We start from the raw sequence: 17803 nt of genomic DNA on the forward strand, positions 1-17803 counted from the left end.
GAGTCAGTGGTCCCCGGCTGAAGCGGCGCTCGGCGCCACCGCGCCCGGCAGCCGCGACACCAGCAGCTGGTCGATCTTGTGGTGATCGATATCCAGCACTTCGAAGCGGTAGCCCGCCACGGTGATCGACTCGGACTTCTTCGGAATCCGCTTCAGCGAGTAGATCACCAGGCCGGCCGCCGTATCGACGTAGTCCTCGCCGGGCAGCGAATCAAGCTCGAGCGCCTTCTTGAGGTCCACCAGCGGCGTCACGCCGTCCACCAGCCATGACGTCTCGTCGCGCCGCACGATCTGCTCGTCCTCGGCCGAATACAGGATGTCCCCCATTAGCGCGCCGACGATGTCGTCGAGCGTGACGATGCCCACCACGAGCCCGTACTCGTTCATCACCACCGCAAAGCTCTCGTGCATCTCGCGGAACCGCGTCAGGGACTCGGACAGCGTCAGCGTGTCCGGAATCACCAGCACGTTCTTGTCGTGATGCCGGCCGATGTTGCCGAGCACCGTGGCGCTCTCGTCGGCCAGCAGCCGTTGCAGGATGTCCTTCGAGTCGATGTAGCCCAGCACGTCGTCCAGGTCGTGACCGCAGACCGGGTATTGCGCGTGCGGCTGGCTGACCAGCTTGCGGCGCACGCTGTCGGCGGTCTCGTCCAGCGTCAGGAAGATCACGTCGTCACGCGGGGTCATGATCGCCGTGATGCCCTTCGAGTCGAGTTCGAACACGTTTTCGATCAGGTGCAGCTCGTGCTTGTGGAGCACGCCGGCCTCGGCGCCGGCATCGACCATCGCGGCGATGTCCTCGGTGGTGATCTGGTCCACCGGCTTGGTCGGGATGCCGAGCAGCTTCAGCATCGCGTCCGCCGCCGCGTTGAAGATCCACACCACCGGCTTCAGCACGCGCAGCAGCGTGAGAATCGGCTCAATGACCACCACCGCGCAGCGCTCGGGGAAGGTCATGGCGATGCGCTTCGGAATCAGGTCCGCGAACTGGATGAACAGCAGCGTCACCACCAGGAAGGAGCCGATATTGGCCACGCGCAGCGCGTGGGTGGCGCTCATATAGGGGGTCAGCGCGGCGAAGACGAGGTCGGAGACGTGTTTCTCGCCCAGGATACCGGCGAGGATGGCCACGCTGTTCACGCCGATCTGCACGATGGTGAAGAAGTTGCCGGGCTCTTCCTTGAGCCGCAGCACCTTGGTGGCGCGGCGGTCGCCGCGCTCGGCCAGGACCTGGAGCTTGGTGCGCCGGGCGGCCGTCAGCGCGATCTCCGAAATCGAGAAGAACGCGCTTATCAGGACGAGGAGAATCAGGGTCAGGACGAACATGGGGGTTTCACGCGCCTGTCGGGGCGGGTTGATGATGGTGTACGCCGCGCAGGTCTGTCAATGCGGCGTTTCTGAGGGCGGCGCGGCTCATTTCTCGGGCGCGTCGAACTGCACGCGCGGGGCTTCGAGCCGGTGGGGCAGGGTGGCCGCCAGCTCGGCGGCGGCGGCCGTGAACTGGGTGCGCATGTCGTCCACGAGGCTGGAGGCACCCCGGTGGCTCGCGCGCAGCAGCTGGATCTCGAAAGGCAGCATCGGCTCGATATCGTGCAGTGCCACATTGTCCGGATTGGCGCTCAGGGCCGTGTACTGGTCGAGCACGGTCAGGCCGAGCCCCGCATCGACGAGTGCCAGCGCCAGCGAGTAGGTCTGCACCTCCAGCGTGGAATGCGGCTCCAGGGCGTGGCGCGCCAGCGTCTGCCGCACCAGCAGGCCCAGCGAGGTGTCGTCGTCGTAGCCGACGAAGGGGCGGTCCATCAGCTTGTGCATCGACACCGCCCCGCGCCGCCCCCCGGCCGGCAGCGGCAGCGTGCGCGGCACAGCCAGCAGCATCCGGCCGGCGGCTACCGGCTCCGAGGAGATGGCCTCGTGCCGGGGCGGCGAAAAGGCGAAACCCACGTCGATCTGGTTGGCCAGCAGCGCGTCCACGATCTCGTTGGTATGGTGCGTCAGCACCTGGACCTGCGTTTCCGGATGCCGCGCGCAGAAGCGCCGCACGGCCGGCACCAGCAGCGGGTTGGCCAGGCTCGGCGTGGCGGCCACGCGCAGCCGGCCGGCGCCCTTGTGGCGCAGGCTCTCGGACACGCGCCGCACGCGCTCGATCTCCCCATATAGCCTTTCGACATCCCCATAGAGCGCGGTCGCCTCGGGCGTGGGCTGCAGCCGGCCGCGCACGCGCTCGAACAAACGAAAGCCCAGCGAGGCCTCGGCGTGCTGCAATACCCGCGTCACCACGGGCTGGGAGACGTGGAGCAGGCGCGCGGCCTCGCTGACGGTGCCGGTCAGCATGACGGCGCGGAAGACTTCGATCTGGCGCAGGCGCATCGTTGTGGTGCTGGATATTGTCCGGAAAGGTGCGGCGGAAACCGGCCAGGACGGCCGTGCACTACGGGTAAGCCCGGGTGGCCGGCATCCATAGCCTAGGGACATATTCTGGCACGTATTGGCATTGGGCAAGCCGCGCGCGGTGGACTACGCTCTGGCCCATCGTTTCGATATGGATGGCAAGGCAGGTTCGATGCGCATAGCGATTGTGGGAGCAGGGGTGGTCGGCATGACCACCGCATGGCGGCTGGCCCAGGACGGCCACGAGGTCACCGTACTGGAGCGCCACGAGGGGCCGGGCGAGGAGACGAGCTTCGCCAACGGCGGGCAGCTGAGCTATAGCTATGTGGCGCCGCTGGCCGGGCCGGGCGTGCTGTCGAAGGTGCCGGGCTGGCTGCTGGACCGCGATTCGCCGATGCGCTTCCGTCCGACCGCCGATCCCGCCCAGTGGCGCTGGCTGCTGGCCTTCGTGCAGGCGTGCAACGCCGCCACCAGCGAGGCGACCACGCGCAAGCTGCTGCGGCTGGCCTTTTATTCGCGGGACCTGATGCAGGCCTTCGTGGACGGCCCGGAGGCACGCGGCGAGGGCGGCGGCTTCGATTTCGCGCGGCGCGGCAAGCTGGTGGTGCATCGCAACGAAGCCGCCTATGCATCGGCCTGCCGGCTGCTGGACTACCAGGCCAGCCTGGGCTGCGAGCAGCAGGCGCTGGACCGCGACGCCACGGTGGCGCTGGAGCCCGCGCTGGCCGGCATCCGGGGCGACATCGCCGGCGCCATCTACACGCCGAGCGAAGAAGTGGGCGATTGTCATCGCTTTTGCCTCTCGCTGGCCCATCTGTTGCAAGGGAAGGGCAATGTGTCGATGCGGTTTGGCACACGTGTCACTGGATTGATGACATCGGGCGTCCAGGTGGTGGGCGTGAGGACGACCGATGACGAGGTGCGCGCGGACGCGGTGATCGTCGCGGGCGGCATCGGCAGCGTGCCGCTGCTGCGTCCGCTCGGCGTACGGCCGATGCTGTGGCCGCTCAAGGGCTACAGCATCACGGTGCCGATCGCCGATGGCGCCCGGGCGCCGCATATCAGCGTGACGGACTTCGCCAACAAGATCGTCTACGCGCGCATCGGCAATACGCTGCGCGTGGCCGGCATGGCGGATCTGGTGCGCGGCGGGCCGACCATCGACCGCGAGCGCGCGCAGACACTGGTCGCCCAGACCCGCGCCGTGTTTGGCGGCGTGGCCAATGGCGCCGGCCTCGATGCCCTGCAGCCCTGGGCGGGCCTGCGCCCGGCCACGCCGGACGGCCTGCCGCTGGTCGGCCCGTCGCGCCTGCCGGGCCTGTGGCTGAACCTGGGCCATGGCGCGCTCGGGTTCACGCTGGCGATGGGCAGCGCGGGGATGCTGGCGGACCAGTTGGCCGGCCGCGCGCCGGCCATCGGCGCAGAAGATTTCAGTGCGGCGCGGGCCTGACCGGCGCCCAACGGGTGTTGAAGTTTGTAGTACGGAAGTGGGATTGCCTCGAGCTGATTAAACCAAGCCCCATCAAGGAGCGAAAACCATGAAGTCACTGCGTGTCCGTCTGACCCCTACCTGCCTGTCCACCCGCCTGCTGGCCGCCGCCGTGCTGGCCTGCGCTGCCGCCGGCGCGCACGCCGCCGATGGCGATACGCTCAAGAAGATCAAGGACACCGGCGTGATCTCGCTCGGCTACCGCGAGTCGTCGATTCCGTTCTCGTACACGGACGGCAAGGAGGTCATGGGCTACTCGCACGAGATCCTGTTGCAGATCGTCGACAAGATCAAGACGACGCTGAACATGCCGAACCTGCAGGTCAAGCTGACGCCGATCACCTCGCAGAACCGCATCCCGCTGATGCAGAACGGTACGATCGACATCGAATGCGGCAGCACGACCAACAATCTCGAGCGCCAGAAGCAGGTGGCCTTCTCGAACAGCCTGTTCGTCTACGGTATCAAGATGCTGACCAAGAAGGACTCGGGCGTGACCGACTTCGCCCAGCTCAAGGGCCGCAACGTGGTCACCACGGCCGGCACCACGGGCGAGCGCCTGCTGGTCAAGATGAACGGCGAGCAGGGCATGAACATGAACCTGACCAGCGCCAAGGACCATGGCCAGGCGTTCCTGATCCTGGAGACGGGCCGTGCGGTAGCCTTCGTGATGGACGAGCCGCTGCTGTACGGCGAGCGCACCAAGGCCAAGAACGCGAGCGAATGGGTCGTGGCCGGCGAGCCGCTCCAGACCGAGAACTACGCGTGCATGTTCCGCAAGGACGACGCCTCGTTCAAGAAGCTGGCCGATGGCGTGGTGTCGGACCTGATGCTGAGCGGCCGCGCCGACAAGCTGTACACGAAGTGGTTCCAGTCGCCGATTCCGCCGCGCAACATCAATATGAACTACCCGCTGTCGCCGGACATGAAGGCGCTGTTCGCGGCGCCGAACGACAAGGCGTTCCAGTAAGCAGGGAGGGACTGGCGGCGCCGCGGTCCGCCCCGCCCGGCCCCTGGGTGCGGTGGCGGATCGGTTATATAGCCATAATGAATCGTTATTTCGCGTTTGATAGTGTTTGCGGTAGTGTGGAGCCCGTTATAGGCTCTTAGGAGCCTCCGGTTCGCCCCCAAAAGGGGCAGCCGGCCTGATCCGCCTCTCACACTGGAGAATTTATGCGCTCGATTCGTACTGGCTTGCTCAAATCCCTGTTGGCTTCCGCGCTGCTGGCTGGCGTTGCCGGTTTCACGGCCACGGCCGCCAGCGCCGCCGATCTGCTCGACACGGTCAAGCAAGCCGGCGTGCTCAAGATTGGCGTGGAAGGCACGTACCCGCCGTTCGGTTATCGCGGCGCGAAGAACGAACTCGAGGGCTTCGACGTGGACGTGGCGCGCGCCATCGCCGGCAAGCTCGGCGTGAAGCCGGAGTTCGTGACCACCGAATGGAGCGCGATCATCGCCGGCCTGCAGGCGGGTAAGTTCGACATCATCGTCAACCAGGTCGCGGTCACGCCGCAGCGCAAGCAGACCCTCGATTTCTCCACGCCCTACGTCTATTCGGCAGCCCAGTTGATCCAGCGCAAGGACGACAAGCGCGAGTTCAAGTCGCTGGACGACCTGAAGAGCCACAAGCTGGGCGTCAGCCTGGGCAGCAACTACAACGAACTGGCCAAATCGGTGGCCGGCATCGACGTGAAGACCTATCCCGGCGCGCCTGAGTACCTGCGCGACCTGGCCTCGCAGCGGATCGACGCGGCGCTCAATGACAGGCTGATGGTCAACTACCTGATCAAGAACGCCAACCTGCCGCTGCGCCCGGGCGCCGTGGTGCCCGGCGCCAATACCGAGGTCGCCATCCCGTTCCGCAAGGACAATCCGAAGTTCGCCCAGGCCATCGACAAGGCGCTGGAAGACCTGCGCAAGGACGGCACGCTGGTGAAGCTGTCGACCAAGTGGTTCGGCTCGGATGTGACCAAGGCGCCGAAGTAAGCGGACAGGGTTGCGCCCCCCGCCGGGCCAACTCGCTCCCAGCCCGTACCAGCAAGGCCGGCTCCCGAGAGTCGGCCTTTTTTTTCCGCGGCCGGATCACGTATGATCCCGGCATTCCGGATTCCTGACCTGCTCCCGCCATGTCCGCCCTCGCCCTCGTGATGGATTCGCTGCCCGTGCTGTTGCAGGGCGCCCTGCTCACGCTGAAGTTCGCCGTGCTGTCGATGGCGTTCGGCCTGGTGATTGGCATTGTGGTCGCGCTGATGGGCATTAGCCATGCGCCGATTCTCAAAATGGTGGCGCGCGTGTACGTCAGCATCATGCGCGGCACGCCGCTGCTGGTGCAGATCTTCGTGGTCTATTACGGGCTGCCGAGCGTGGGCATTGCGCTCGAGCCGACCCCGGCCGGCGTGCTGACCCTGAGCCTCAACGTGGGCGCCTATCTGTCGGAAAGCATGCGCGGCGCCATCCTCGGGATTGCGCGCGGGCAGTGGATGGCGGCCTACAGCCTGGGCCTGACGCCCATCCAGACGCTGCGCTACATCGTCGGGCCGCAGGCGCTGCGGCTGGCCGTGCCGAGCCTGTCCAACAGCCTGATCAGCCTGATCAAGGACACCTCGCTGGTGTCGGTGATCACCGTGACCGAGTTGCTGCGCACCGCGCAGGAAATCATCGCCGCCACCTACCAGCCGCTGCCGCTCTACCTGGCGGTGGCGGTCATCTACTGGATCCTGAGTACCGGGCTATCGGTGTTGCAGCGCGTGCTGGAGCGCCGGCTCTCGCTGCCGGGTCGGCACTGAAGGCGAGGGGCTAGGCGGCGGAGGAGGGCGCCGGTGGCGGCTTGGGGACCTCGACCTGGAGGGGCTGCCCCGTCTCCAGCAGCGTCTTGAGTCCGGCGAGGATCATCGGCCAGCCGTTGCGGCCACCTTGCAGGATCTGCTCGTCCACCGGCTCGCGATGGGTCTCGCTCACGGTCAGCCGCACCGCCTGCCCCAGCGCATCCACCTGCCAAGTGACCACCACCTCGGGTAACTCGCGGAAGGCCTCGAGCCACTCCACGCGCCACGTCACCGAGAGCCGGTAGGGCGGCTCGGCCAGCAGCACCACGCCCTGCGAGTCCACCCGCCCGTCGTCCATGCGCAGCACGAACGGGCTGCCCACCTGCCAGTCAGACTCCACGCGCCGCCCGAAGAAATACTGTTCGCTCTGCGCGGGCTCCGTCAGCGCGGACCAGACCTGCTCGGGTGTGGCGGCGATGTAGGTGACCACTACGGTCTGCGGCGATTGCATGGCAAGCCTCCTCTGGATGAGACCGGCGGGGCAGGGCGGTCATCGGAGCGATGGTGACAGTAATGTGGCACCTGCAACCGTTTCGATGCAAGTGGACGCACAAGAAAAAAGGCCGGCTCCTGGGAGCCGGCCTTCGCACGGACGCACAAAGGTGCGCGTTACTGTTCCGCGATGCGCTGGGCGATGTGCCCGAGTGCCTCTTCCACCTGATCCACCAGGATCAGGCACAGGTCGCCCGGCTTCAGGTGCCCCAGCGCGGTGTCGATCGCCAGGAACTCGCCCCGGATCTCCTCCACGTGCTGGGTGCGCTGTGCGCCTTCCAGCCCTTCGCGCAGCAGCGCCAGTACCTCGCCGTCCTCGCGGCCGCGCTGGCACTGGTCCTGATACAGCACCACCTCGTCGAACACGCCGCCCAGGATCTGGGTTTGCCGGCGGATGTCCACGTCGCGACGATCGCCCGCGCCGCTGATCACCACCACGCGGCGGTCGCCCTTCATGGATTCCACCGCATTGCACAATGCCTGGATGGCATCCGGATTGTGGCCGTAGTCGGCGATCAGGGTGGCGCCCCGGTAGTCGAACACGTTGAAGCGGCCCGGCGCCGTGGCGGCGTCGTTGACGAAGGTAGCCAGCCCGCGACGGATCACGGCCCAGTCCACGCCCAGCGCCCAGGCGGCGGCGATCGATGACATCGCGTTTTCCACCTGGAAGCCGATGCTGCCGTTGCGCGTCAGCGGGATGTCCGCCAGCGCGATGCGCACCTGGGTCTCGCCCTCGCACGCCACGATCTCGTCGCCCTCGACGAACACCACGCGCTTGCCCTGTGCGCGATGCAGCGCCATCGTCGGCAGCCCGGCATCCTGCGCGAAGAACGTCACCGTGCCGGGGCAGGCGTCGGCCATGCGCGTCACCATCGGATCCGCGGCGTTCAGCACAGCCATGCCATGCGGCGCCACGTTCTGGACGATCACGCTCTTGAGCACGGCCAGGTCTTCCACGGTGCTGATATAGGACAGCCCCAGGTGGTCGCCTTCGCCCACATTGGTCACCACGGCCACGTCGCAGCGGTCGAAGGCCAGGCCCTCGCGCAGCAGGCCGCCGCGCGCGGTCTCGAACACGGCGGCGTCGACGTCCGGATGCAGCAGCACGTTGCGCGCGCTGCGCGGACCGCTGCAGTCGCCGGTGTCGATGCGCTCGCCCCGGATATACACGCCATCGGTGCCGGTCATGCCCATGCGCAGGCCGCTCGTGGCCAGCAGGTGGGTGATCAGGCGCACGGTGGTGGTCTTGCCGTTGGTGCCGGACACCGCCACCACGGGAATACGGCCATCGTCGCCATCGGCGAACATGGTTGAGACGATGGCCTCGCCCACGGCGCGGCCCTTGCCGAACGACGGCTGCAGGTGCATGCGCAGGCCCGGCGCGGCGTTGACTTCGACGATGCCGCCGGCCTGTTCCTCGAACGGCTTGAGCATGGTCTCGCACACGGCGTCCACGCCGCAGATGTCGAGGCCCACCATCTGGGCTGCGGCCACGGCGCGCGCGGCGATGTCCGGGTGGACGTCGTCGGTCACGTCGGTGGCGCTGCCGCCCGTCGACAGATTGGCGTTATTGCGCAGCACCACGCGCGTGCCGTTGGCGGGCACCGAGTCGGCGGTCAGGTGCTGCTTGGCCAGCGTTGCCAGCGCGATATCGTCGAAGCGGATCTTGGTCAGCGACGTGGCATGGCCCTCGCCCCGGCGCGGGTCGCGGTTCACTTCCTCCACGAGCTGGCGCACGGTGTGCACGCCATCGCCAATCACCTGCGGCGGATCGCGGCGCGCGGCGGCCACCAGGTGCTTGCCCACCACCAGCAGGCGGAAATCGTGACCGGGGATGTAGCGTTCCACGAGCACGTCCGAGGAGATGTCGGCCGCCACTTCGTAGGCCGTCATCACTTCTTCGCGCGTGCGGATGCGCACCGCCACGCCCTTGCCCTGGTTGCCGTCGCGCGGCTTGACCACCACCGGCCCGTTGATGGCCTGCGCGGCGGCCCAGGCTTCCTCGGCGCTGCGCACCGAGCGGCCCAGCGGCACCGGCACGCCGGCGGCGTGCAGCAGACTCTTGGTCAGGTCCTTGTCCTGCGCGATGGACTCCGCCACGGCGCTGGTCATGTCGGTCTCGGCGGCCTGGATGCGGCGCTGCTTGCTGCCCCAGCCGAACTGGACCATCGACCCCTGCGTGAGGCGGCGATACGGAATGCCACGCGCCACGGCGGCGTAGACGATGGAGCCGGTGCTCGGCCCCAGCCGCACGTCCTCGTCCAATTCGCGCAGGCGGTGCAGCGCGTCGTCGAGGTCGAAGGGCTTGTCGTCGCGGGCCGCCAGGCATAGCTGTTCAGCGAGTTCGAAGGCGAGCCGGCCGACTTCCTCCTCGCTGTACTGCACCACTACCTGATACGTGCCGGGCTCCACGGTGGGCGCGGTGTTGCTGAAGGTGACCGGGCAGCCGGCGGAGGCCTGCAGGCCGAGTGCGGCGGCTTCCAGCGCGTGGGCCATCGACGGCGTACCGGCCTCGTCGTCAGGACGGAGCGGGCCGATGGCCGGGAAGCGCGCGCGCAGGCGGTCTTCGAAGCCGGGCAGGTCGGCCAGCAGGTGCGAGGTGTCCGAGCAGGCCACGATGGCCTCGATGCCAGTGTGGCGGCACCAGAGATTCGGGCCGCGCAGGGCCCGGATACGGGAGACTTCCATAGTATTTCCGTTATTTTTCTGGCCGAGCCATCAGGCGCGGCGGCCGCTACGGCCGACCCACTGGTGTACCTGCTCGACAGTGCCCTCGGGCGAGCCCTCGTCGCACTGGATGACCAGCAGGTCGCCGGCCACCAGTTGCGAGAGCGCGGTCTCGATGGCGGCGCGGCGGGCGCCTTCGTCGATGATCTTGGTCACGCGGCGGCCTTCGTACAGCCCCTTCTTGACCAGCGCGCGGGCCTCGGCATCGGGCAGGTCGCGCTTCACGCTTTGGTCCTCGCAGAGGAACACGCGGTCGAACGCGGCACCGATGATCTTGCCGTGGCTGACGAGGTCCTCGTCCCGGCGCTGCACGCCGGCGCCGAACACCAGCATGCGGCGCTCGGCGGGGAAGCGGTCGAGCGCGGCGGCCAGCGCCGTCAGCGCGGGCGCGTTGTGCGCGTCATCGACGATCACCGTGGCGCCCTGGCGTTCGAACAGCGTGAAGCGGCCCGGCACGTCCACCTGGCCAACGTCGAACGTCACCACGCCGGCGCGGATCAGGTCGTTGGAAATGCCCAGCGCCCAGCCCGTGGCCACGGCCGCCAGCACGTTCTCGATCTGGAACGCCACGCGGCCCGCGTAGGTCAGCGGAATGGCCGACACATCGGTCAGCGGCATCTCGCTCTGGCCGGTGGCCATCACGACCTTGCCTTCGCGTACGAACACCGCTCGCTTGCCCGCCGCCCGGTGCGCGGCAATCGCCGGCAGGTCGGCGGTGAGGCCGAAGAAGATCACATCGCCATCGCACAGCTCGGCCATCTCCACCAGCCGCGCATCGCCGGCGTTGAGCACCGCCACGCCGTTGTTGAGCACCACGTCCACCTGGGTGCGCAACACGTTGTACATGCGGTCCTCGTCCTCGACGTAGTAGTCGCCGAGGTGGTCCGGCTGGGCGAAGTTGGTCACCACGCCAACCTGGCAACGGTCGTACGGCAGGCCCTGCGACAGGATCATGCCGCTGTCGTTCTCGAACACGGCCGCTTCCACGGCGCGGTTCATCAGGATGCGATGGCCGGCTTCCCAGTTGGCGCGGTCGCCGGTCTCCACCTGGCGGCGGTCCAGGAACAGGCCGTCGCTGCAGGCCAGCCCGGTGTGCTTGCCCGAAAGTTGCAGCAGGCGCGCCACGAGCTTGGCCACCACGGTCTTGCCGTTGTTACCGGTGATGCCGACCACGGGGATGCGGCCGTCATCGGCGCTGCCATCCTTCGCGGCGGGGAACAGATGGTCGATGATGGCGGGGCCCACGGGGCGCGGCGTGCCGTCGGCCGGCTTGATGTGCATCAGCAGGCCCGGGCCGGCGTTCACCTCGACGATGGCGCCGCGCTGGTCGGCCAGCGGGCGCGAGATGTCCTCGGCCACGAGGTCTACCCCGGCAATGTCCAGCCCCACTACGCGCGCGGCCAGCGCGGCATGCGCGGCCACGCTCGGGTGCACGCGGTCGGTCACGTCGAAGGCGACGTTGCCGTTGCGCTGGATCAGGATGGTCTTGCCGGCGGGTGCCACGGAATCGCCATCTACCAGGCCCTGGCGCTTCAGTTCCAGCCGTGCGGCGGAATCGAGCCGCACGCGGTTCAGCGGATGGTCCTCGGTGCTGCCCCGGCGCGGATCGGAGTTGATCTGCGAATCGATCAGTTCGTCGATGGTCGAGGTGCCGTCGCCCACGACGCTGGCCGTCTCGCCCATCGCCGCCGCCACGAGCCGGCCGCCCACCACCAGCAGGCGGTGTTCGTTGCCCGGCACGAAGCGCTCGACGATCACGCCGTTGCCTTCGTCGATGGCCACCGAGTAGGCGGTTTCCACTTCCTCGCGCGTCATCAGGTTGGTGAACACGCCGCGGCCATGGTTGCCGTCGTACGGCTTGACCACCACCGGCACGCCGATGCGCTCGGCGGCGTCCCAGGCGTCCTCGGGGCTCTCGACCATGCGGCCTTCCGGTACCGGCACGCCGCAGGATTCCAGCAGCGTCTTGGTCAAGTCCTTGTCGCGCGAGATCGATTCGCCGATGGCGCTGGTCCGGTCGGTCTCGGCGGTCCAGATGCGGCGCTGGCGCGCCCCGTAGCCAAGTTGAACCAGATTGCCGTCGGAGAGTCGGATGGAGGGGATGTCGCGGTCATCGGCGGCATCGACGATGCAGGCGGTGCTCGGGCCGAGGCAATGTTCGTCGACCAGGCGGCGCAGGTTGTCCACGGCGTCGGGTACGTCGAACGGGCGGTCCTCGATGGCGGCCATGACCAGATCACGGGCGGTGAACAGCGCGGCGCGCGTCACCTCCTCGTGCCAGGCCCGGACGATCACCTTGTAGACGCCCCGCACGGGGGTCTCGCGGGCCTTGCCGAAGCCGCCCGGCATGCCGGCCAGGTTCTGCAGTTCAAGCGTCACGTGCTCGAGGATGTGGCCGGGCCACGTCCCTTCCTTGAGCCGCTGCAGGAAGCCGCCGCGCTCGCCAATGCTGCAGCGATGCTCGATCAGCGACGGGAGCCAGGCCGACAGGCGCTCGTAGAACCCCGGGATCTTGTTGGAGGGGAAATCCTCCAGTTCGCCGATATCAACCCATGCCTCCAGCACTGGCCGATATGTCCACATATTCGGGCCGCGCAGCGACATGACATCGAAAATCTCAATGTCCTTCTTTTTCATTGATTTAGCTTGAGGCAGTGGGCGAATGCCCGAGAAATGGGAGCCTAACCTTTCAGTAACGTTTCAACGGCATCAGGGTTGACCCCTGAAGTCCGGAAGACGTTGTGCAGCGCACCAGGCGCCCCGTTTGTTTGCGTTATGTATACTTGCGGGCAAAATCGCGGGCCGCCAGCCGGCTTCCCGCCTAAATTGTTTCAAGTTATGTCCGTGTCTACCCTGTTGTGGACTCACCGCGGACGCATTTCGCGCCAATAATGACCCAATCCTCCCCGTCCGTCCCAATCCCCTCCGGCCCGCAAGGTCGTTGGGGCGCCGAGATCGGCACGAGCCTGCAGCCCGGTGAAACCGTGCTGGCTGGCCTTGACCTGGACCTGGACGCAAGGCTGCATTTTACCCAAGGGTGGCTGGTTGTGACCGACCGCCGGCTGATTGCCCGGGGGGGCGGTGAAAAAAACATCGTCGACTGGGAAATTACGCCTGCCTTGACGCTGACCCATGGCGACCACGCCGGGGTTGGCTCGCTGGAACTGGCCGACGGCCGCGCCCGGCTGGGGAGCTGGCGCTACACGCTTGGTTACAATCCCGACGCCCTGCGGCTGGCCGATCAGTTCGAAGCCCGCCGCGCGCTGCTCGCCACCGGCCAGGCCGCCGTGCCGGCCGACGACGATGTCTGCCCCACCTGCAAGGCCCCGCTGCCCCCCGGCGAGGACGTCTGCCCCCAGTGCAGCCGCGACCTCGAGACCCCGCCATCCACCTGGGCGCTGCTGCGCCTGTGGCGCTTCGCACGGCCCTACCAGTGGGAGCTGCTGGCCGGCTTCCTGCTGACCCTGCTCGGCACCGCCGCCACGCTGGTGCCGCCGTACCTGACCATGCCGCTGATGGACAAGGTGCTGATTCCGTACCAAAACGGCGTGCCGATCGACTATGAGCGCGTCAAGATGTACCTGGCCGGGCTGCTAGGCGCCGCGCTGGTGGCGTGGAGCCTGGGCTGGGCGCGGACGTATCTGCTGGCGCGTGTATCCGAGCGTATCGGCGCCGATCTGCGCACAACAACGTACGAACACCTGCTAAAACTGTCGCTCGAATATTTCGGTGGCAAGCGCACGGGCGACCTGATGGCCCGTATCGGCTCCGAAAGCGACCGCATCTGCGTCTTCCTGTCGCTCCACCTGCTCGATTTCGCAACCGATGTGCTGATGATCGTCATGACGGCCATCATCCTCATCTCGATCAATCCCTGGCTGGCGCTGGTGACGCTGGTGCCGCTGCCGTTCATCGCCTGGATGATCCACCTCGTGCGGGACCGCCTGCGTCACGGCTTTGAGAAGATCGACCGCATCTGGTCCGAGATCACCAATGTGCTGGCCGACACGATTCCCGGCATCCGCGTGGTCAAGGCCTTCGCCCAGGAAAAGCGCGAAGTCGACCGCTTTCGCGAGGCGAACAAGCACAATCTGGCCGTCAACGATCGCGTCAATGCCGTCTGGTCGCTGTTCACGCCTACGGTGACGCTGCTGACCGAAGTGGGCCTGCTGGTGGTCTGGATCTTCGGCATCTGGCAGGTCAGCCACGACGCCATCACGGTCGGCGTGCTGGTCGCCTTCCTGACCTATATCAGCCGTTTCTACACGCGGCTGGATTCGATGAGCCGGATCGTGTCGGTCACGCAGAAGGCTGCCGCCGGCGCCAAGCGGATCTTCGACATCCTGGACCATGTGTCGAGCGTGCCCGAGCCGCAGCGCCCGGTGCATCTCGATAAGGTGGAGGGCGCCATCGAACTGCGCGACCTCGGCTTCCGCTACGGCAACCGCGCGGTGATCCGCGGCCTGAACCTGTCGATCCGGCCGGGCGAGATGATCGGGCTGGTCGGCCACAGCGGCTCGGGCAAGAGCACGCTTGTCAATCTGATCTGCCGCTTCTACGATGTGTCCGAAGGCGCGATCCGCGTGGATGGCATCGACATCCGCTCGCTGCCGGTGTCGGAGTTCCGCCGCCATATCGGACTGGTACTACAAGAGCCGTTCCTGTTCTTCGGCACGATTGCCGACAACATCGCCTACGGCAAGCCCGACGCCACGCGCGAAGAAATCGTCGCCGCAGCGCGGGCCGCGCATGCGCACGAGTTCATCCTGCGCCTGCCGCACGGCTATGACTCGCTGGTAGGGGAGCGCGGGCAAGCGCTGTCCGGCGGGGAGCGCCAGCGCATCTCCATCGCACGCGCGCTGCTGATCAATCCGCGCATCCTGATCATGGACGAGGCCACGTCGTCGGTGGACACCACCACGGAGAAGGAGATCCAGAAGGCGCTGGATAACCTCGTGCAGGGACGTACGACCATTGCGATCGCGCACCGGTTGTCCACGCTGCGGAAGGCCGATCGCCTCGTGGTGATGGATCGCGGACAGATTGTCGAAGTCGGCAATCACGACGAACTGCTCGCGCGCGAAGGCGCCTACTACAAGCTCTACCAGGCGCAGGCGCGCAATGTCGATGCCGATGCAGACCTGCCCAGCGCGGGCGAACGCCTCGATACGGAGGCCGTCAATGCGCAGTGATTCTTCAGGTGATTCGATTTCTCGGCAAACCGCTATGCAGACGCCCGATTACACGTTGTCCCGCAACCCGTTCGGCAAGCTCGTTCTGACGACGGCCGACGGCACGGCGCACGAGGGCGTGGTGCCTGTGCGCGCCTTCCCGATTGCCGCGCCCGACGACGGTGTCGGCTTGATCAGTACCGATGGCCGCGAATTGGCGTGGATTCCGCGCCTCGATACCCTGCCGGCGCCGATGCGTGCCCTGATCGAGTCCGAACTGGCCGCGCGCGAGTTCATGCCGGAAATTCGTAGCATTGTGGGTGTGTCCACCTATGCCACGCCGAGCGTCTGGACGGTGCGGACGGATCGTGGCCAGACCGACCTCGTGCTGCGCGGCGAAGAGGACATTCGTCGACTGACCGGCAGCACGCTGCTGATCTCCGACAACCACGGCATTCATTACCTGATTCGCGACCTGTCCGCGCTCGACAAACCCAGCCGCAAAATACTCGATCGCTTTCTTTGATTTATAGTCTTGTTCGCGCAAGCAAAAACGGCACGCCCTCGGGCGTGCCGTTTCAATTTCCGAGGTTGGATTTAGTGCAGCATGGACGGCATATCGTCGTCTTCGTCATCCCAGTCTTCATGCATGATGGGAGACTCCGGCGCCATATCCCACACCATGGAATGGAAACGCGGCGTGAACCATTCGCGGAACATGGCCAGGGACATATTCTCGGGCCACATGGAATCATCAAACCATTCGCCCAACATGAATTCGAAGAACGCCTGCCAGCGCTTTTCCACCCAGCGCATAGCAGTCTCCGGGGAATCCGCCACTTCCGACGGCAACAGAAAGACGCTGGCGTCGTCGCGGACGTCCTCGAGCGACAGGCCCGGCACGGGCTCCGGGTCGACGGCCTTGATCCAGTCCAGGAACGGCTGCTCGGGCAGCAGCATGACCATGGAGCGGTTGAGGGTGAAGCGGGGGTGGTCGGTCATGGAGTTGGGCAGGAAGAGGCGGGCGTCCATTGTAGCCCCGTGCGGCCAAGGGACCCATGCGTTATCTCGTGTCCTGGAGGAAGGCTTCAGGAAAATGGCAAATCTGCCGATATCCATGGGATCTGGCATTGGAGATTGGCAATGAGCCTCACATTCCAAGCGCCCGGTGAGGCGGTCGCCCAGACGGCGACGGAGCGCTTTGCCGAGGCGGAGAAGCACGAAGACCGGCAAGTGCGCTGGGCTGCGCAGGCGGCCATCGCGCTGGATTCCGGCGATATGTACCTGGTAGGCCTGGTGCTGTTCAAGGCCATCCAGGAGTACGGCATGGAAGCGTTTGCCGACCTCAGCGGGCAGGCCCCGGGCCGCCTGCAGCGGCTGTGGATGCCGGGCGTGTTGGTATCAGTGAACGAGGCCTCCCAACTGTTCGGCCTGCTTGGCGTGCACGTAGCGCTGGACCGCTTCTATGCCGCGCGCCTGGCAGCGAGCCAGCCGGCGGAATCGGTGCACTGAGCGTGCATCGAGCGGCCAATGGATTTTGGCCCGGTAGAAAAGAAAAAACCCCGTCATCGATTGACGGGGTTTTTGCTTGTCCGGCGTTTCCTGAAGCAAAAGGAATGTCGGGCGGTAATACTGGTGGAGCCGGCGGGAATCGAACCCGCGTCCGCAAGCCCTCCACAGAGAGTTCTACATACTTAGTTCTGTCATTTGTTTTAACCGCCGCATCGCGGACGAACACGCTCTACGACGGCGAGTCACTAGGTTTTCGTCCTCGGGCCCGTGACACTCCCGAAGCTTATCTGACGTAAATGACCTCGCCAGTTCTTGCGAACCCTAGCCCGTCAGCGAGCCAGTGCGAGGACGGCTAGCCCTTAGGCAGCCAGTGCGTAACGTTCGTCGTTAGCAGTTATTACATTCCCATTGATTAACGAGGTGACGGGTCCTCGGTATGCCCTCCACTGCTTCGCAACCCACGTCGAAACCAGGTCGGCCCCAGTGTGAAGATGTAGGAGACGGATTGTACTCGCTTTGGCTGCCTGCCGGGGGCTTCAGTTCCCGAACAGCGCCAGCAGCTCGGCCGGGTGACGGATCAGGTAGTCCGCGCCCCAGGCTTCGGGCGGCTCGCCGTCGCCACAGTAGCCGTACGCGGCGGTCACCGTGGCCATGCCGGCCGCTTTGCCGGCCTGGATGTCGCGCAGGTCGTCACCTACATACAGGCAGCGTGCCGGTGCCACGCCGCTGACCTCGGCTGCATGCAGCAGCGGGGCGGGGTGGGGTTTGGCATGCGCGGTGGTGTCGCCGCTGACCACAGCCGAGGCGCGCGGCGCAAGGCCGATCGCGGCCACCAGCGGCACCGTGAAGCGGGCGATCTTGTTGGTCACGATGCCCCAGCGGATGCCGGCGGCTTCCAGCCGGGCCAGCACCTCGTCCATGCCGTCGAACAGGCGGGTGTGCACCGCGATGTCGGCCTCGTAGTAGTCGAGGAAGGTATCGCGCAGGGCGGGGAAGTCGGGGTCCTCGGGCGACTTGCCGAACGCCGCGCCGATCAGGCCGCGCGCGCCGTGCGAAGCCACCGGGCGCAACTTCTCATAGGCCACGGGCGGCAGGCCGCGCTCCACCACGAGCCGGTTGGCGGCTGCGGCGAGGTCAGGGGCTGTGTCGGCGAGCGTGCCGTCGAGATCGAAAAATACCGCGTCGAAGGTGCGCATGAT

At 66.6% G+C, this 17803-nt stretch carries 14 protein-coding genes and 1 other RNA gene; 7 read left to right on the forward strand and 8 right to left on the reverse strand.

What is annotated here, in order from left to right:
- Positions 1-3: 3 nt before the first annotated feature.
- Together BM115_RS20530 and BM115_RS20535 are read right to left on the reverse strand one after the other, a co-directional pair.
- Complete coding sequence (locus BM115_RS20530) at positions 4-1326, reverse strand: polyamine export protein PaeA (RefSeq protein WP_092298353.1); 1323 nt, start codon at positions 1324-1326, stop codon at positions 4-6.
- 87 nt (positions 1327-1413) lie between these two features.
- Positions 1414-2367 carry a LysR family transcriptional regulator gene (locus tag BM115_RS20535; RefSeq protein WP_092298356.1) on the reverse strand — a complete coding sequence of 318 codons (954 nt, stop codon included), beginning with the start codon at positions 2365-2367 and terminating at the stop codon, positions 1414-1416.
- A gap of 193 nt (positions 2368-2560) precedes the next feature.
- Here BM115_RS20535 and BM115_RS20540 point away from each other — a divergent pair, with 193 nt between their 5' ends.
- The 4 genes from BM115_RS20540 (at position 2561) to BM115_RS20555 (ending at position 6663) form a co-directional block, all read left to right on the forward strand.
- On the forward strand, positions 2561-3838 hold the full coding sequence (locus BM115_RS20540) for a D-amino acid dehydrogenase (RefSeq protein ID WP_092298477.1): 1278 nt from the start codon (positions 2561-2563) through the stop codon (positions 3836-3838).
- 88 nt (positions 3839-3926) lie between these two features.
- Positions 3927-4847: a glutamate/aspartate ABC transporter substrate-binding protein gene (locus tag BM115_RS20545; protein WP_092298359.1), complete on the forward strand. Its 921-nt coding sequence runs from the start codon at positions 3927-3929 to the stop codon at positions 4845-4847.
- 203 nt (positions 4848-5050) lie between these two features.
- Positions 5051-5863, forward strand: a complete 813-nt coding sequence (locus BM115_RS20550; RefSeq protein ID WP_092298362.1) for a transporter substrate-binding domain-containing protein — start codon at positions 5051-5053, stop codon at positions 5861-5863.
- A gap of 140 nt (positions 5864-6003) precedes the next feature.
- The gene (locus BM115_RS20555) at positions 6004-6663 is read left to right on the forward strand and encodes an amino acid ABC transporter permease (protein ID WP_092298365.1); all 660 of its coding nucleotides are present in this window, start codon (positions 6004-6006) and stop codon (positions 6661-6663) included.
- 10 nt (positions 6664-6673) lie between these two features.
- Here BM115_RS20555 and BM115_RS20560 read toward each other — a convergent pair whose 3' ends face one another.
- The 3 genes from BM115_RS20560 to cphA (BM115_RS20570) all read right to left on the reverse strand — a co-directional run bounded on the left by BM115_RS20560 (position 6674) and on the right by cphA (BM115_RS20570) (position 12558).
- The gene (locus BM115_RS20560) at positions 6674-7153 is read right to left on the reverse strand and encodes an SRPBCC family protein (RefSeq protein ID WP_092298368.1); all 480 of its coding nucleotides are present in this window, start codon (positions 7151-7153) and stop codon (positions 6674-6676) included.
- A gap of 158 nt (positions 7154-7311) precedes the next feature.
- On the reverse strand, positions 7312-9882 hold the full coding sequence (gene cphA, locus BM115_RS20565) for a cyanophycin synthetase (RefSeq protein ID WP_092298371.1): 2571 nt from the start codon (positions 9880-9882) through the stop codon (positions 7312-7314).
- Between the two features lie 30 nt (positions 9883-9912).
- A complete protein-coding gene (gene cphA, locus BM115_RS20570; RefSeq protein WP_092298374.1) occupies positions 9913-12558 on the reverse strand; it encodes a cyanophycin synthetase in 2646 nt (881 codons plus the stop codon).
- Positions 12559-12812: 254 nt separating this feature from the next.
- Between cphA (BM115_RS20570) and BM115_RS20575 the strand changes: the two genes are divergently transcribed.
- Positions 12813-15113 (forward strand): cyanophycin metabolism-associated ABC transporter, encoded by a 2301-nt coding sequence (locus BM115_RS20575; protein WP_092298377.1) that lies wholly within the window; start codon positions 12813-12815, stop codon positions 15111-15113.
- Between the two features lie 34 nt (positions 15114-15147).
- Positions 15148-15618 carry a cyanophycin metabolism-associated DUF1854 family protein gene (locus BM115_RS20580; protein ID WP_092298380.1) on the forward strand — a complete coding sequence of 157 codons (471 nt, stop codon included), beginning with the start codon at positions 15148-15150 and terminating at the stop codon, positions 15616-15618.
- 71 nt (positions 15619-15689) lie between these two features.
- Here BM115_RS20580 and BM115_RS20585 read toward each other — a convergent pair whose 3' ends face one another.
- Positions 15690-16094, reverse strand: a complete 405-nt coding sequence (locus tag BM115_RS20585) for a hypothetical protein (protein ID WP_092298480.1) — start codon at positions 16092-16094, stop codon at positions 15690-15692.
- A gap of 141 nt (positions 16095-16235) precedes the next feature.
- Here BM115_RS20585 and BM115_RS20590 point away from each other — a divergent pair, with 141 nt between their 5' ends.
- Positions 16236-16604: a hypothetical protein gene (locus BM115_RS20590; RefSeq protein WP_092298383.1), complete on the forward strand. Its 369-nt coding sequence runs from the start codon at positions 16236-16238 to the stop codon at positions 16602-16604.
- Positions 16605-16725: 121 nt separating this feature from the next.
- On the opposite strand, the gene ssrA is transcribed toward BM115_RS20590, so the two are convergent.
- Positions 16726-17086, reverse strand: a transfer-messenger RNA (tmRNA) gene (gene ssrA, locus BM115_RS20595).
- Positions 17087-17140: 54 nt separating this feature from the next.
- A complete protein-coding gene (gph, locus tag BM115_RS20600; protein WP_092298386.1) occupies positions 17141-17800 on the reverse strand; it encodes a phosphoglycolate phosphatase in 660 nt (219 codons plus the stop codon).
- Positions 17801-17803 lie beyond the last annotated feature (3 nt).

This window comes from Cupriavidus sp. OV096, assembly GCF_900115455.1.
In the GTDB taxonomy this organism is placed as follows: Bacteria; Pseudomonadota; Gammaproteobacteria; order Burkholderiales; family Burkholderiaceae; genus Cupriavidus.

What these genes read in the sequence shown, in the direction of transcription:
- BM115_RS20585 (WP_092298480.1), bottom strand. Translation starts at nt 16,094, where the DNA reads ATGACCGACCACCCCCGCTTCACCCTCAACCGCTCCATGGTCATGCTG.
- BM115_RS20560 (WP_092298368.1), bottom strand. Translation starts at nt 7,153, where the DNA reads ATGCAATCGCCGCAGACCGTAGTGGTCACCTACATCGCCGCCACACCC.
- gph (WP_092298386.1), bottom strand. Translation starts at nt 17,800, where the DNA reads ATGCGCACCTTCGACGCGGTATTTTTCGATCTCGACGGCACGCTCGCC.
- BM115_RS20540 (WP_092298477.1), top strand. Translation starts at nt 2,561, where the DNA reads ATGCGCATAGCGATTGTGGGAGCAGGGGTGGTCGGCATGACCACCGCA.
- cphA (WP_092298374.1), bottom strand. Translation starts at nt 12,558, where the DNA reads ATGAAAAAGAAGGACATTGAGATTTTCGATGTCATGTCGCTGCGCGGC.
- BM115_RS20575 (WP_092298377.1), top strand. Translation starts at nt 12,813, where the DNA reads ATGACCCAATCCTCCCCGTCCGTCCCAATCCCCTCCGGCCCGCAAGGT.
- BM115_RS20530 (WP_092298353.1), bottom strand. Translation starts at nt 1,326, where the DNA reads ATGTTCGTCCTGACCCTGATTCTCCTCGTCCTGATAAGCGCGTTCTTC.
- BM115_RS20555 (WP_092298365.1), top strand. Translation starts at nt 6,004, where the DNA reads ATGTCCGCCCTCGCCCTCGTGATGGATTCGCTGCCCGTGCTGTTGCAG.
- BM115_RS20550 (WP_092298362.1), top strand. Translation starts at nt 5,051, where the DNA reads ATGCGCTCGATTCGTACTGGCTTGCTCAAATCCCTGTTGGCTTCCGCG.
- cphA (WP_092298371.1), bottom strand. Translation starts at nt 9,882, where the DNA reads ATGGAAGTCTCCCGTATCCGGGCCCTGCGCGGCCCGAATCTCTGGTGC.
- BM115_RS20580 (WP_092298380.1), top strand. Translation starts at nt 15,148, where the DNA reads ATGCAGACGCCCGATTACACGTTGTCCCGCAACCCGTTCGGCAAGCTC.
- BM115_RS20535 (WP_092298356.1), bottom strand. Translation starts at nt 2,367, where the DNA reads ATGCGCCTGCGCCAGATCGAAGTCTTCCGCGCCGTCATGCTGACCGGC.
- BM115_RS20545 (WP_092298359.1), top strand. Translation starts at nt 3,927, where the DNA reads ATGAAGTCACTGCGTGTCCGTCTGACCCCTACCTGCCTGTCCACCCGC.
- BM115_RS20590 (WP_092298383.1), top strand. Translation starts at nt 16,236, where the DNA reads ATGAGCCTCACATTCCAAGCGCCCGGTGAGGCGGTCGCCCAGACGGCG.